Annotated in this window: 12 protein-coding genes; 5 read left to right on the top strand and 7 right to left on the bottom strand. The window is 72.1% G+C overall.

The window, feature by feature from the left end; translation table 11 throughout:
- Entirely contained in the window at positions 1–906 is a 906-nt protein-coding gene (locus VO99_RS09175; protein ID WP_046112538.1) for a LysR family transcriptional regulator, read from the top strand.
- Positions 907–1,099: 193 nt separating this feature from the next.
- On the opposite strand, the gene VO99_RS09180 is transcribed toward VO99_RS09175, so the two are convergent.
- The 3 genes from VO99_RS09180 to VO99_RS09190 all read right to left on the bottom strand — a co-directional run bounded on the left by VO99_RS09180 (position 1,100) and on the right by VO99_RS09190 (position 4,990).
- Positions 1,100–1,342 carry a DUF1289 domain-containing protein gene (locus tag VO99_RS09180; RefSeq protein ID WP_232315317.1) on the bottom strand — a complete coding sequence of 81 codons (243 nt, stop codon included), beginning with the start codon at positions 1,340–1,342 and terminating at the stop codon, positions 1,100–1,102.
- Between the two features lie 68 nt (positions 1,343–1,410).
- Positions 1,411–4,164, bottom strand: a complete 2,754-nt coding sequence (locus tag VO99_RS28730) for an ATP-binding protein (protein ID WP_083440470.1) — start codon at positions 4,162–4,164, stop codon at positions 1,411–1,413.
- A 49-nt stretch (positions 4,165–4,213) separates the two neighbouring features.
- Positions 4,214–4,990 (bottom strand): SDR family NAD(P)-dependent oxidoreductase, encoded by a 777-nt coding sequence (locus tag VO99_RS09190; protein WP_046112539.1) that lies wholly within the window; start codon positions 4,988–4,990, stop codon positions 4,214–4,216.
- Between the two features lie 104 nt (positions 4,991–5,094).
- Between VO99_RS09190 and VO99_RS09195 the strand changes: the two genes are divergently transcribed.
- Positions 5,095–6,051: a LysR family transcriptional regulator gene (locus VO99_RS09195; RefSeq protein WP_046112665.1), complete on the top strand. Its 957-nt coding sequence runs from the start codon at positions 5,095–5,097 to the stop codon at positions 6,049–6,051.
- 34 nt (positions 6,052–6,085) lie between these two features.
- Here VO99_RS09195 and VO99_RS30200 read toward each other — a convergent pair whose 3' ends face one another.
- Positions 6,086–6,454: a hypothetical protein gene (locus VO99_RS30200; RefSeq protein ID WP_046112540.1), complete on the bottom strand. Its 369-nt coding sequence runs from the start codon at positions 6,452–6,454 to the stop codon at positions 6,086–6,088.
- Positions 6,455–6,643: 189 nt separating this feature from the next.
- Between VO99_RS30200 and VO99_RS09205 the strand changes: the two genes are divergently transcribed.
- The gene (locus VO99_RS09205) at positions 6,644–7,096 is read left to right on the top strand and encodes an HU family DNA-binding protein (protein ID WP_046112541.1); all 453 of its coding nucleotides are present in this window, start codon (positions 6,644–6,646) and stop codon (positions 7,094–7,096) included.
- 36 nt (positions 7,097–7,132) lie between these two features.
- Here VO99_RS09205 and VO99_RS09210 read toward each other — a convergent pair whose 3' ends face one another.
- Complete coding sequence (locus VO99_RS09210; protein WP_046112542.1) at positions 7,133–7,879, bottom strand: hypothetical protein; 747 nt, start codon at positions 7,877–7,879, stop codon at positions 7,133–7,135.
- Positions 7,879–11,391 carry a hypothetical protein gene (locus tag VO99_RS09215; RefSeq protein ID WP_046112543.1) on the bottom strand — a complete coding sequence of 1,171 codons (3,513 nt, stop codon included), beginning with the start codon at positions 11,389–11,391 and terminating at the stop codon, positions 7,879–7,881. The genes VO99_RS09210 and VO99_RS09215 overlap by 1 nt, the downstream gene beginning before the upstream one ends.
- Positions 11,392–11,445: 54 nt before the next feature.
- Between VO99_RS09215 and VO99_RS09220 the strand changes: the two genes are divergently transcribed.
- Both VO99_RS09220 and VO99_RS09225 read left to right on the top strand, forming a co-directional pair.
- Positions 11,446–11,790 (top strand): hypothetical protein, encoded by a 345-nt coding sequence (locus tag VO99_RS09220; RefSeq protein ID WP_046112544.1) that lies wholly within the window; start codon positions 11,446–11,448, stop codon positions 11,788–11,790.
- Positions 11,791–11,798: 8 nt separating this feature from the next.
- Positions 11,799–12,248 (top strand): NUDIX domain-containing protein, encoded by a 450-nt coding sequence (locus VO99_RS09225; protein WP_046112545.1) that lies wholly within the window; start codon positions 11,799–11,801, stop codon positions 12,246–12,248.
- A gap of 21 nt (positions 12,249–12,269) precedes the next feature.
- Here the strand turns inward: VO99_RS09225 and VO99_RS09230 are convergent, their stop codons facing one another.
- Positions 12,270–13,268: a BMP family protein gene (locus tag VO99_RS09230; RefSeq protein WP_046112546.1), complete on the bottom strand. Its 999-nt coding sequence runs from the start codon at positions 13,266–13,268 to the stop codon at positions 12,270–12,272.
- Positions 13,269–13,408 lie beyond the last annotated feature (140 nt).

A 13,408-nucleotide genomic window follows, 5' to 3' on the forward strand; every position in this document is an offset into this window, starting at 1 on the left:
ATGGACCTCAGGCAGCTGGGCTACTTCGTGGCGGTGGCGGACGCCGGCAGCTTCAGCCGCGCCGCGGTGGCGCTGAACCTGGCCCAGCCCACGCTGAGCCGGCAGATCGGCCTGCTGGAAGCCGACCTGGGCCAGCGCCTGCTGGAGCGCACCGGCCGCGGCGCCACGCCCACCGAGGCCGGCGAAGCCCTGCTGCTGCATGCACGGCTGATGCTCGATACCGCCGAGCGCGCCCGCGAGGCGATGCGCGAGCTGGCCAGCAGCCCTGGCGGACGCGTCACGGTGGGCCTGCCGCCGCGGGTGGCGGTGGGCCTGAGCGCGGCGCTGGTCACGCAGTTCCGCCAGCGCTTTCCGCGCGCGGTGATCACGGTGTCCGAAGGCCTGAGCCTGCACCTGCGCGAGTGGCTGATCGCCGGCCGGCTGGACCTGGCGCTGCTGTTCGATCCGCCGCCCTCGCCGCTGCTGGCCTGCGAGCCGTTGCTGCGCGAACCGCTGCTGCTGGTGGCGCCGGCCGGCGGACCGCGCCTGCCGCCCCGGCTGCGCTTCGCGGCGCTGGCCGGCCATCCGCTGGTGCTGCCCAGCGCGCCGAATGCCATCCGCAGCCTGGTGGACGCGGTGGCGCGGCCGCGGCGCATCGCGCTGCAGGTGGTGGCCGAGGTGGGCTCGGTGCAGACGGTGGTGCGCCTGGTGCAGCAGGGCGTGGGCTGCACCGTGCTGCCCGAGAGCGCGCTGCCGCCGCCGGGCAGTGGCGCTCCCGCGCTGCAGCGCGCGGCCATCGTGGCGCCGGCCATCCGCAACAACCTGGTGCTGGCGCTGCCCAAGGCGCGCCCGGCCATCCGGCTGGTGCGCGAGACGGCGGCGCTGCTGAAGACGCTGGACTTCCGCTCGCTGGGGGGAGGCGCCTAGGACCCTGCGCGGCAGAACCGGGTCGTTCCCAGTGCCGCATGTCACGAGGCATGCGTTGCTGTGGCATGGCTGGAAGCCATCGACCCTAAGAACCCGACCCGGTGATGCTGCTGCCGGCGGCGCGGCGATGGCCGCCGAAACGGCTTCATCCAGGCCGCCGCAGGAGGCCGTGCGGCTTCTGCCGCGCAGACGCCTAGGCGCCGGCGGCCGTCGGCGGCCGCTCGGCCACCGTCTTGCGCAGCGCCTTCAGCAGCCGCTTGCGCACCGGCTTGCGCTGGGTGGCCAGCAGCCGCATGTTGATGTCGTGCCGCTGCTCGTCATGCAGCCGCTTCCAGCCCTTGATCTCGGCACGGCTGCGGCCGCAGCCCCGGCACTGGCCGTCGTCGTCGAGCTTGCACAGGGAGACGCAGGGATTGGCGGTGAGCAGCAGCGGCACGGGCTTCCTTTCATGGGCAGGCCGTTGTCGGCAGGTTGCGTGCCTGCGCACTTGACGCTTGCTGCGCCTCACACCGCCGGCGCGGCCCGGCGGCGCTGCTCGTCCAGCACCCGTGCCACGCCGGCGTCCAGCTGCTGGAAGTCGATCGGCTTGGGCCAGTAGGCCTCCACGCCGGCCCGCAGCGCGGCATCCACGTCGTCGGGCATCGCATTGGCCGACAGCGCAATGACCCGCAACCGCGCGGTGCGGGCATCGCCGCGCAGTCGTTCGATCACCTCCAGCCCGGTCAGGTCGGGCAGCTGCATGTCCAGCAGCACCACGTCGGGCTGCAGCTCCGCGGCCAGGCACAGGCCCTGCGCGCCGGTCTCGGCCACGCGCAACTGCACCTGCGGATGGCGGGCGAACCAGTGTTCCACCAGCATCGCGTTGACCGGGTTGTCCTCCACGTACAGCACGCTGCCGGCCAGCGGGCGCGTGCCGTCGCGGGCGGGGCCGGTGGATGCGGCACCGGCGGCGGGCGCTTCCGCCTGCAGCGGCGGCACATAGGGCAGCAGCACCATCGCGGTGGTGCCCACACCCTCGCGGCTGTGCACCGTGAGCTCGCCGCCCAGGGCCTCCACCAGCCGCTTGCTGATGAACAGGCCGATGCCGGTGCCTTCGATGGAGGTCTTCTCGCGGCCCATGCGGTTGAAGGCCTGGAACAGCTTGTCCAGCTGCGCGGCCGACATGCCCTGGCCGTTGTCGCTGACCTGCAGCCGCACGGTGTCGGCCTCGCGCCGCACCGACAGCGCCACATGCCCGCCCGGCCGGTTGTACTTGATGGCGTTGGACACCAGGTTCAGCAGCACCTGGCGCAGCCGCACCGGGTCGGTCCGCACCAGCAGCCGCTCGTCGGTCGAGAAGTCGAGGTGGAAGCCGATGTGCCGCTCGGCCGCGGCCGGCTCGCTGAGCTGCGCCACGTTGGCCATCTTGGCCATCACGTCCACGTCGGCCATCTCCACCGTCATCTCGCCGGATTCGATGCGCGAGACATCCATCAGGTCATCGATCAGCCGGCGCAGCTGGTGGCCGGCCGACAGCACATGGCCCAGGTAGTCGGGCAGCCGCTCCGGCCGCCCTTCGTCCAGCGCGCTGCGGCACAGCTGGGCGAAACCCAGCACTGCATTCAGCGGCGTGCGCAGCTCATGGCTCACGTGGGACAGGAAGGTGGTCTTGGCCCGGCTGGCCGCCTCCGCCGAGGCGAGTGCCGCACGCGACTGGCGGTGGCGGTCCAGCTCCAGGCCCAGCGAGATCTCGCGGCCCAGCTCGGCCAGCAGCGCCAGCATGTCGTCGTCGTAGGCATCCTCCTCCGGCCCGAACAGCGTCAGCGCGCCCAGCTGTTCCTGCCCCACCACCAGCGGCACCGCGGCCACCGGCCGCCAGCCGGGCGTGCGCTCGGCCAGCACGCGGCCCTGGCGCAGCACCTGCTCGGTGACCTGCGCATGGCCGCCGCCCCAGCGCTTGGCGATGTCGATGGCCTGGGCCACGCTGGCCGCATGGCGCGAGGTGACCACGCGCGCTTGCTCGCCTTCCTTCACGGTGATCCAGGCATAGCTGGCCAGGCCGCTGTCCATGCAGGCGCGGCACACCTCGTCGAACAGCGCCTGCGCCGTCGCCTGGCGTGCGATGGCCTGGCCGGTGGCCGACAGCGTCTCGTAGAAGCGGCGGGCCCGCACCGCCCGCCGCTGCGATTGCAGCAGCTGCGCCGCGCGCTCCTGGTTGCGGTCCATCAGCCGGTTGAATTCCAGCGCCACCTCGCCGAACTCCCCGGGCAGCCGCACGTCGGCCCGCACGTCGGTGGCACCCGCATGCAGGCGGCGTGCGGTGTCGGCCACGCTGCTGAGCGCCATCGTCAGCCGCCGCGCGGCCAGCGAGGCGGCGCCCAGCCCCAGCCCGATGGCCAGGCCTGCCGCTCCGAGGCCACGCAGCGCGGCGGCGTTGGCCTCGTGGTAGACCTGGGCGGCCGGCATGCCGGCGGCGGCCTCCAGACCGAAGCGCGGCAGCCGGGTGAGCGCGAACGCCCGCCGGCTGCCGTCCACGCCGATGGCCACCTGCACCGGCGCCGAGGGCAGTTCGCCGGGCGTGAGCAGGGTATGCGGCACCGGCTGGCCCACCCAGCGGGCCGGCTCCGGATGGCGGGCCAGGAACACCCGACGGTCCTTGCGGATGGCCACCGAGTGGCCCGGCTCCGTGGCCAGGCTGGCGAGGGATTCGATCAGCGGCTGCAGGTCCAGCGAGACGGCCAGGAGGCCCACCTTGATGCCCGCGTTGTCCACCACCGGCAGCGTCATGTACACCACCCACAGGCCGCTGAGCGGCCCGCGCAGCGGATCGCTCAACCACACGCGGTCGGCGGCCATGCCGGCGATGAACCACGGATGCTGGCCGAACTGCGTGCGGCCGCGGTGACCCGCCGAGGTGCAGACCGCGGTGCCCGAGGCGTCGAACAGGCCGATGTTGGTGTAGGCGGCGCTGGAGCCGGCCACGCCGGCCATCAGGCTCTCGCAGGCTTCCGGGTCCAGCAGGCGCAGGCGCTGGCGGCTGGCCATGAAGGTCAGCAGGTGCTCGGCCTTCTCCAGCGCATCGCGCACCCGCGCGGCGGCCACGTCGGACCGCTGCTTCAGCAGCGCATAAGTGCGCTGCTCGGCCTGCCGGCGCTCGTCGCGGATGGACAAGGCCAGCAGCACCAGCAAGGGCGTGGCCACCGCCAGCACGATGAGCCACAACCGGGACCGCAGGTAGCGGTGCCGTGGCCCACGGGATGCTGCGGGATGTTCCACCATGCTTGTCGTCCCCTGGAGGCAGGGCACGGCAAGCCACGTGCCTGCCGGGTCACAGCATCATGCCACCCGACACCTCGATGCGCTGGCCGGTCATCCAGCGGTTGCCCTCGGCCAGCAGCGCCGCCACCGCGGCGCCAATGTCGTCCGGCTGGCCCACCCGGCCCATGGCCGTGGCCGCGGCAAGCTGCGCATTCAGCGCGGCATCGTCGCGCACCGCGCCGCCGCCAAAGTCGGTGGCGATGGCGCCCGGCGCCAGCGTGTTCACCGCGATGCCGCGCGGGCCCAGCTCCCTGGCGAGGTAGCGGGTGAGCACCTCCACGCCGCCCTTCATCACCGCATAGGCCGCATAGCCCGGGAAGCTGAAGCGTGCCAGCCCGCTGGACACGTTGACGATGCGGCCGCCATCGGCCAGCAGCGGCAGCAGCGCCTGGGTGAGGAAGAACGGGCCCTTGAGATGCACCCGCGCCAGCTCGTCGAACTGCTGCTCGGTGGTGCCTTCGAAGGACGCATGCACGCCCATGCCGGCGTTGTTCACCAGCGCATCGAAATGCGTGCGCTGCCAGGTGGCGCGCAGCGCCTGCCGCACCTGTTCGGCGAAGGCCGGGAAGCGGCTGGCCTCGCCCACGTCCAGCTGCAGGGCCACCGCGCGGCGGCCCAGCGCCTGCGCCTGCGCCACCACCGCCTGTGCATCGGCCTGCTGGCGCTGGTAGGTGAGGATGAGGTCGATGCCCTGCGCCGCCAGCGCCAGCGCGCTGCTGCGGCCCAGGCCGCGGCTGCCGCCGGTGATGAGGGCGATGCGGGAAGAGGTGTCGGTGGTTGCGTTCATGGGGTGCTCCTTGCGTGGGATGCAGCCACTGTAGGTGTCCGCCTCCTGCGAATAAAGCCGGCATTGCGGGCCACACTGTTCTGGCAAGGCGGACAATGCACCGCATGCAATTCGATGAACTGCGCATCTTCGAGCGGGTGGCGGTGCTGGGCAGCTTCACCCGCGCGGCAGAGCACCTGGGTCTGGCCAAGGGCCGCGTGTCGGCGTCGGTGCAGCAGCTGGAGGCCAGCGTGGGCACGAGGCTGCTGCAGCGCACCACCCGGCAGGTGAAGCTCACCACCGATGGCGAGGCCTTCCTGGGCCGCTGCCAGGAGCTGCTGGCCGATGCCGAGCAGCTGCATGCGATGTTCCAGCCCGCGGCCAGCGGACTGCAGGGCCGGCTGCGCATCGACCTGCCGGCCACGCTGGCGCGTGAACTGGTGATCCCCCGGCTGCCGGAATTCCTGGCCGCCCATCCGCTGCTGGAAGTGGCGCTGAGCACCACCGACCGCCGGGTGGATCCGGTGCAGGAAGGCTTCGACTGCGTGCTGCGCGTGGGCCCGCTGCACGATGCCGAGCTGGTGGCGCGGCCGCTGGGCCACCTGGCCATGTGGAACCTGGCCAGCCCCGACTACCTGCGTCGCCATGGCCTGCCGCGCACGCTGGCCGACCTCGCGCAGCACCGGCTGGTGCACTATGCGGGCAACCTCGGCCTGCAGGGTGCGGGCTTCGAGCATGTCGAGCAAGGCGTGGCGCGCCTGGTGCCCATGGCCAGCAGCATCGTGGTCAACGGCACCGATGCCTACCAGGCCGCCTGCCTGGCCGGCCTGGGCCTGATCCAGGCGCCGGTGCATGGCACGCGGGCGCTGGTGCAGGCCGGTCGGCTGGTGGAAGTGCTGCCCCAGCACACCGCCGCGCCGATGCCGGTGAGCCTGCTGTATCCACACCGCCGGCACCTGGCGCCGCGGATGCAGGCGGTGCTGCAATGGCTGGCGCAGCTGGTGTCGCCCTGGCTGGCCGCGATGGGCCAGGCGCCAGCAGACGGCAAAAAGGCGCGCCACCGGCCCCGCAAGGCCGGTTGACGCGCCCCTGGCCCGCCCGACGGGCGGGCGGGAATCAGCGCTGGCCGGACTGGCCGCTGCCGCCTTGCTGGCTGCCGCGGTTGCCGCTCTGGTCGCTTTCGCTGCCCATACGGCGGCCCATGTCCTGGCCTTCCTGGCTGCCCTGGCCGCCTTGCTGGCCGCCTCGCTGCTGGCCCTGGTCCTGCTGCCCCGGCCGCTGGCCCTGGCCCTGGCCTTGGCCTTGGCCCTGCTGCGAACCGCCCTGGCCGCCGCTCTGGCTCTGCTGCCCGGGATTGCTGCCCGACTGGCTGGCCTGCTGCACGCCGCCGATGTTCTGCTGGCTCTGCTGGCCCTGGCCCGAGCTCTGCGACTGGGACTGCTGGCCGCCCTGGCGACTGAGGTCGTCATGGTTGTTCTGGCTCATGTCTGTCTCCTTCGTTGGCACCGGCCGATCGCCGGCCCGGCCATGCGGCAAGCCACGTTCCCGCTGCGCGCATGCGCCGGGCGTGCCGGATGCCCGCAACAACGGCCGCGCGAAGGCGGCCCGCAGTTCCTAGAATCGCGGCCGCGCCAACTTGCGCTTTTTTCTCCATAACTCCGAAAGAACCTCACGATGGCTACCGCCAAGAAGATCCCGGCCCAGAAGACCGCGCCCGCCAAGAAGGCGCCCGTTGCCAAGAAGGCTGCGGCCCCTGCAGCGGCCAAGAAGGCCCCGGCCGCCAAGAAGGCCGCACCGGCCGGCGGCGCGATGAAGCCGATCAAGGCTGCGTTCAACAAGACCAGCCTGCTGGCCCACCTGGCCGAGACCTCGTCGGTCGACCCCAAGGCCGTGAAGGCCGTGCTGGCCGCGCTGGAAGCCACGATGCTGGCTTCGCTGAACAAGAAGGCCGTGGGCGAGTTCACGCTGCCCGGCCTGCTGAAGATCTCGGCCGTGGCCGTGCCGGCCAAGAAGAAGCGCACCGGCATCGACCCCTTCACCAAGCAGGAACGCGTGTTCGCCGCCAAGCCCGCTTCGGTCAAGCTGAAGGTGCGCTCGCTGAAGAAGCTGAAGGACGCGGCACTCTGATGCCGCCGGCCCCGCGGGATGCGGGGCCGCTTGTGTTCAGGGCGGCAGCCGTTCCAGGCCGCGGCCCGGCGTGATCAACGCCACCGATTCCATCTGCCCGCCCCGGGCCCGCAGCACCGCCACGCCTTGTGGCGGCTGCTGGCGCGCCGCTTCCGCCATGGTCCTGAAGGGGCTGCAACGAAAGCGGTTGCAGGTCTCCGAGCGCCGCTCGCGCGGCAGGGCGCAACCCTGCTGCGTGTGGTACAGGCAGGAACCCTGCACATGCGCAGCCGGCAGCGCCGCCACGTAGAAGGCCACGGCATCCTCGGGCCGCGCACCGGGATGCTCGGCCAGCCAGTCCGTCAACGCACCTTCGTGCAGGAAGGCATGGTCGTCGCGGCCGGCGGTGCAGCAGCGGCCGCCGCAATGGCCGCACAGCTGGCCGCCCATCGCGGCGATCGGGCCGGAACCTGCGTCGGCTTCGTCGGCCTCCATGGCCGGCAGCTCGGGCTGCTGCGCGGGCTGGCGGGCGATGTCGGCCAGCGCCTGCGCGAAGTCCTGACGCTGCGCCTCGGTCGTGTCGGCCAGCGTGGTGTCGAAAGGCAGCAGCCATACCGGCTCGCGCACCGGGCGCGGCGGCTGCAGCGCCCGCACCTGGTCCATCGCGGCCTGGGTGAAGGCCTGGCGCTGGGCCTCGATGCGCCCGGCCTCGGTGCGACCGCGGCAGGCCGCATGGCGGCACACGGTCAGGCCGCGCAGGCGGTCGGGCGCTTCCAGCGGGCGCTGGCACAGGCGGCAGCGCATCAGGCCTGCGCCACCACGTTGCCCGGCAGGCCGAAGCCGGCCACGCCGCCCTGTCGCATCACGCCGTCCACGCAGCGCATCGGGCCGGTGCTGCCGTGCGCATAGATGAGCATGCCGCTGTCGGCGTCGTAGTTGAAGCGCTCGGCGGGGCTGTAGAGCACGTCGTTGAACTCGGCATCGCTCATGCGCGGCGGGCGCTTCAGGCCGGGCGGCGTGGCACCGGTCCAGCGCTCGGTGCGCCACTGCCAGCCGGTGCTGCGCACGTTGCGCGTGCTGAGCTGCAGCACCTCCATCGTCGTCGTCTGCCGGCCTTCGTAGAAGTACACCGCGTTCAGCGGCGGCACGTAGTCGAAGCCGGCCATGTAGCCGCCATGCGGCATGCGCCGCGGCGGCGGGGCCTGCGCCATCAGCACCGGGAAGCCGCTGGCCATGTCCAGCATGTAGAAGCCCATGGGCGTGGCCGCATTGGCATGGCCGCCCTGCGCCAGGATGATGTCCAGCGCCTCGATGTAGCGCAGGCCGATGTAGCGCACCGCGGGCAGCGCGGCCGCGCCCTCCTCCCGGCGCATCCGGTGTGGCTTGAGCAGCCGCGGCACCGGCTCGTCCAGGTCCTCGTACCAGCATTCCAGCTGGCCATGCTTGAAGTGCCACAGCCGGTTGCGGCGGGTGTCGCGGCAGAACGCGTTGTTCTCCATCGCGCCCATGGCCACCGGTGGGCTGCGGGTGCCGCGCTGCACCACGCCCGTGGCCAGGTTCATGTGGTGGCGCAGCACCGGCAGCGGGTTGCCGCCGGTGGGGCTGTTGGTGTCGTTGCCCCATTGCAGCGCGCCGATGATCAGCGCGCCTTCAGGCCCCACGCTGGGCGACGGTGGGCAGTAGGCCACCATCTTGTAGGTGTGCGAGGCCAGGAAGATGCGCGAGCCCTGGTGGTCGTAGTCGAACCACACCGGGTCGCGGCGGTCGCGCGCCGGATCGTGGTCTCGGTCGGCATTGGCCTTCAGCGTGCGAAAGCCCGTCCAGTCGCTGTACTCGGGCACGTTGCCAGGCCAGCCGATGAAGCCGTAGCGCCGCGTGCGGGCCTTCCACTGCAGCGCGGTCACCGCCACCGCGGCGCCATGGCCGCCGCCATGCCACAGCTGCACGAAGCCTTCGGGGTGGTCCTTGGCGGCGGCGCCGAAGCTCCACGACTGCGTCATGCTGTCGATCATGTTCTGGTTGTAGTAGCTGTTGAACCAGCGGCCGCTGGCCTGCCGGCGCTCGGGGTCCACGTCCTCCAGGCCGTTGAGGTTGATGATGTGCACCTCCCCGGGCGGCGAGCGGAAGCGCTCCCAGGTGCTGGCCGGCACCGCGGCAGCAGCCGCCACCGCGCGGGCCGGCGCGGCGGTGGCCTGGGTGCTGCGGCAGCACACCAGCACCCGCTGCGTGCGGATGGCCGCGCCGAGTTCGCCGAAGTTGGATGCCGCACGCAGGCGGCCCAGGGCGGCCGCGGTGCCATCGGCGCCGTGGCGGTCGCATTCGTCCAGCGCCATGTGCAGCTGGCCCCACAGGCCGGTGGGGTCGGGGTAGTCGCCGAAGGCCAGCGGACCGGCCACGCCGGGGTTGTCGAAGCCCACCGCATTGCGGAACACCTCGCCCCAGTGCCGGCACCAGGGGCCGGTGCCGCGCTCGAAGTCCACCTTCAGCGGGTCCACGTCGGCCGGCGAAGGCGACATCACCGGCGCCGAGCCGCCCGGCCCGTTGGGGTCGGCCTGCTGGCCGCTCTGGTGCACGTACAGGAACTCCTGCGGGCCGGTGCCGCCCAGCCGGCCGATGGTGCCCTTGGCCAGGTAGGCGAACACCTGGGCCATGCGCTGGTGGGTGGCGGCATCGCCCGCTGCACGTGCGGCCAGGCCCAGGCCCCAGGCGCCCACCAGGAAGTCGTGCTGCCAGGTCTGCAGCGCCACGCCCGCGCCGAACTGCGGGATGGTGCCGAAGGGGTTGTTGGGCTGGGCCACCACGCGCTGCCAGTAGAAGTCCACGTTGGCCTTGACCGCGCGCCGGAACTCGCGCTGCAGCGGATGGCCGTCGGGCGTCACCACCGCGGCCATGAACAGCGTGCGCAGGTACCAGGCGATGCCGCGCAGCTGGTGGTGGCTGTACAGGCACAGGCCGTCGGTGCGGTTGCGCGACATGCCCACCGACAGGAAGTTGGCCGTCGCCTGGAACTGGCACTGCTCCATCAGGTAGTGGCGGCCGCTGGCGCGGTAGGCGCCATAGGGCGGCGCGGGCGAATGGCTGATGGCGTAGTAGTCGTCGCCGGCCGGCATCGCGCCGCTGGGCACCGGCGTGTAGGTCAGCGTGTGGAAGGTGTCCAGCCCGCCGATGTGGTGCGAGCCCTGGGCCTGCCCGGCGATCTGCGTGGTGGGATGCTGGCTGAAGGCCACCGGCCGGCCGGTCTTCTCGTCGCGGTAGTGGATGGCGTAGCGGCCCCAGGACCACGCCTGGCGCAGCATGGATTCATAGGCCAGCGGATCGTCGGACACCAGGTAGGCCACCTCCCAGCCGGGCTGCGGGCCGATGCCGTCGTAATGCGCGCCGCCGTACATGCCGTTGCGGAACAGGCCCAGCTGGAAGGGCTGGAAGGCCGTGTTGGCCGCACCGGTCCAGCGCGGGTAGTCCACGCCGGGGTCGGGCCGCACCGTCTTGCCGCTGGCCACCAGGTAGGCGCGCGACTGCTTGGGCGCCACCCGCGGTTCGTCGGTGTTCCAGTAGCCCAGCATGCTGCCGTCGATCAGCGGCGTGCGGGTGTGATGGCCGATGCCCAGGCGGCGGTCGAAGCAGGTGCGGCCATCCATCTTCACGATGAAGCGCGCCGCCTTGTGCGCGGGCCCGGCCACCATCAGCCAGCCGTTCTCCACATAGGGAAACACCTCCACCTCGCCGCCGGCATGCAGGCACACCTCCAGCCGCATCTGCAGATGGGCATCGCTGCCGGCCGGCTGGGCATAGATCCACGAGGACATGCGCGGCCCGCTGATCCAGGTCTCCAGCGGCCGCAACCAGGCATCGCCCGACCACAGCGCCGTGCCGAGGCCCTCGGCCTCGATGCTCAGCTGCAGCCCGGTGCGCTGCAGGTCGGCCGGTGTCAGCGGTGCTGCGCTGGCGGGCGCCGCGCCGCGGCCGCGGCCGATGCGCAGCACCGTGGGCATGCCGGCCTGCAGGTCGGCCTGGCCGGCGATGACGGCGAAGTCCACCGAGCCGTCGTCATGCCGGTTCTTCACCGTGGCCTGGGCCTGTGCACCGTCGACCACGATGTGGTCGCCAGCCGGCAGATCGCCCGGCTTGAAGCTGAAGCCCGCCATGAACGGCGCCGCGCGCCGTGCGACCGGGCTGCGCAGCGCCAGCGTGCTGACGGGGATGACGGCCGCGACCGCCGGTGCCGCCGCGGCCAGCGCGGGCGTGCCCACCGCGCTGCCGGCAAAGGCCGACAGCAGCGCACGGCGCAGGGCCGAGAAAACCGGTGCTTGCTTCATGCGCCGCATTGTGGGCGGGCGCGGGCGCCGCCGGGCAGACGCTAGACTGCCTCCATGGCCGATGCCGTCGTGCTCCAGCTGATCGCCACCGCCACCGCGCTGCGGGCCACGCATCCGCGCGTGCCGGCCCTGGACGTGCTGGACCTGGCGATGCAGGGCCACCATGGCGCGCACTTCAACACCGACGCCCCCGGCGAGCCCTGGGACGACTGGCTGGACCCACCCAGCCCGCTGGCCCGGCTGCTGCGCGATGCCTTCGCGCCGCACCTGGCCGACGATCCCTACTTCACCCACAACATCTGGACCGCCTGCGACGCGGCCGGCGTGCTGCTGGCCACCACCTGGGACGAGCAGGTGCTGCATCCCTTCGCCACCCGCTACCGGCTGTGGGAACCCTGAGCACCGGCATGGCGGCCCGCACCACTTCCTATGGCGTGATCGTCTCCGACGAGCAGGGCCAGGTGCTGCTGGCCCATGCCACCGGCAGCCGCTGGTGGGACCTGCCCAAGGGCGGCGCCGAACCCGGCGAGACACCGCGCCAGGCCGCCGTGCGCGAGGTGCTGGAGGAAACCGGCCTGGTGCTGGCGCCCGCCTCGCTCACCGAGATCGGCCTGCTGGCCTACCGGCCGCAGAAGAGCCTGCACCTGTTCCGCACGCAGCTGCCGGCCAGCCAGTGCGACCTGTCCGGCTGCGCCTGCACCAGCTTCTTCCCGCACCACCGCACCGGGGCGATGACGCCCGAGGTGGACGCCTGGCGCTGGGCCGCGCCCACCGAGCTGCCGGTGCTGTGCGCGCCGGCCATGGTGCGGCTGCTCGCCGCGCTGGGCGTGTGCCCGCCAGCACCCGACCAGGCCTGAGAACCTGAGGCGGCCCGCCGCTCAGCGGCTGCCGCGCGGCTCGGCGTTGTTGATGCGCACCCTGAACTTGCCCTCGCGCATCGCCTTCTCGCGCGCGGCCACCTTGGCCTTCAGCGCGTCGGGCACCTTGTCCTCGAAGGTGCCCAGCGGCGCCAGCTCGCCGCCGCCCACCTTCATCATCGAATAGCGGGCGTAGTCCTCGGCCTTGAACTTGCCGGCCTTCACCGCGGCCAGCGCGGCGTCGATGGCGGGCTCCATGTTCCACAGCGCGGAGGCCACCACCGTCTCGGGGTACTTGTCCTGCGTGTTGATCACGTTGCCGATGGCCAGCACCTTGCGTTCCTTGGCGGCGTCGGCCACGCCGAAGCGCTCGGCATACAGCACGTCCACGCCCTGGTCGATCATCTGGAAGGCGGCCTGCTTGGCCTTAGGCGGGTCGAACCAGCTGTCGATGAAGGTGACGTGGAAGCGCACCTTCGGATCGACGTCGCGCGCCCCGGCCATGAAGGCATTCATCAGCCGGTTGGCCTCGGCGATCGGATGGCCGGCCACCAGGCCGATGCGGCCGCTCTTGCTCATGCCGGCGGCGATCATGCCGGTGAGGAAGGCGGGCTCGACGATGTAGTTGTCGAACACCGCGAAGTTGGGCTTCTGCGGCCGTGCGCTGCTGCCCATCAGGAAAGCCGTCTTGGGATGCTTGCGCGCCACCTTGCGCGCCAGCTCCTCGACCGCGAAGGCATCGCCCACGATCAGCGCATGGCCCTGCTCGGCATAACCCGACAGCACCCGCTCGTAGTCGGCCGCGGCCACGTTCTCGCTGAACACGTAGTCGATCTCGCCCCGGGCGGCGGCGGCCTTCAGGGCCTTGTCGATGCGGCCCACCCACAGCTGGCCCACGGGCACGGTGTACACGGCCGCCACCTTCACCTTGGCCTGCGCGGCCGACGGGCGGTGGGCAAGCGCCAGGAACAGGCCGGCGGCGGCTGCAGCGGCAAGGGCCTGGCGACGGGATAGCGACATGCAAACTCCAACGAACAGTACGGGATGACCCTGCCATTGTGGCCCGGTGATGCCGCCCGCCGAGGGTGGCGCAGGTGTTTCGGGTTGTTGGCGACACCGGCGCCGCGCCGGGGCGCAGCTTGTATAACGCGGGCCGCACC

Origin of the sequence: Aquincola tertiaricarbonis, from assembly GCF_000969605.1 — a bacterium.
Taxonomy (GTDB): Bacteria; Pseudomonadota; Gammaproteobacteria; order Burkholderiales; family Burkholderiaceae_C; genus Aquincola; species Aquincola tertiaricarbonis.

Bases quoted from the DNA above. Each gene is read 5' to 3' on its own strand.
- VO99_RS09175 (WP_046112538.1), top strand. From the start codon at position 1: ATGGACCTCAGGCAGCTGGGCTACTTCGTGGCGGTGGCGGACGCCGGC.
- VO99_RS28730 (WP_083440470.1), bottom strand. From the start codon at position 4,164: ATGGTGGAACATCCCGCAGCATCCCGTGGGCCACGGCACCGCTACCTG.
- VO99_RS09190 (WP_046112539.1), bottom strand. From the start codon at position 4,990: ATGAACGCAACCACCGACACCTCTTCCCGCATCGCCCTCATCACCGGC.
- VO99_RS09195 (WP_046112665.1), top strand. From the start codon at position 5,095: ATGCAATTCGATGAACTGCGCATCTTCGAGCGGGTGGCGGTGCTGGGC.
- VO99_RS30200 (WP_046112540.1), bottom strand. From the start codon at position 6,454: ATGAGCCAGAACAACCATGACGACCTCAGTCGCCAGGGCGGCCAGCAG.
- VO99_RS09205 (WP_046112541.1), top strand. From the start codon at position 6,644: ATGGCTACCGCCAAGAAGATCCCGGCCCAGAAGACCGCGCCCGCCAAG.
- VO99_RS09210 (WP_046112542.1), bottom strand. From the start codon at position 7,879: ATGCGCTGCCGCCTGTGCCAGCGCCCGCTGGAAGCGCCCGACCGCCTG.
- VO99_RS09215 (WP_046112543.1), bottom strand. From the start codon at position 11,391: ATGAAGCAAGCACCGGTTTTCTCGGCCCTGCGCCGTGCGCTGCTGTCG.
- VO99_RS09220 (WP_046112544.1), top strand. From the start codon at position 11,446: ATGGCCGATGCCGTCGTGCTCCAGCTGATCGCCACCGCCACCGCGCTG.
- VO99_RS09225 (WP_046112545.1), top strand. From the start codon at position 11,799: ATGGCGGCCCGCACCACTTCCTATGGCGTGATCGTCTCCGACGAGCAG.
- VO99_RS09230 (WP_046112546.1), bottom strand. From the start codon at position 13,268: ATGTCGCTATCCCGTCGCCAGGCCCTTGCCGCTGCAGCCGCCGCCGGC.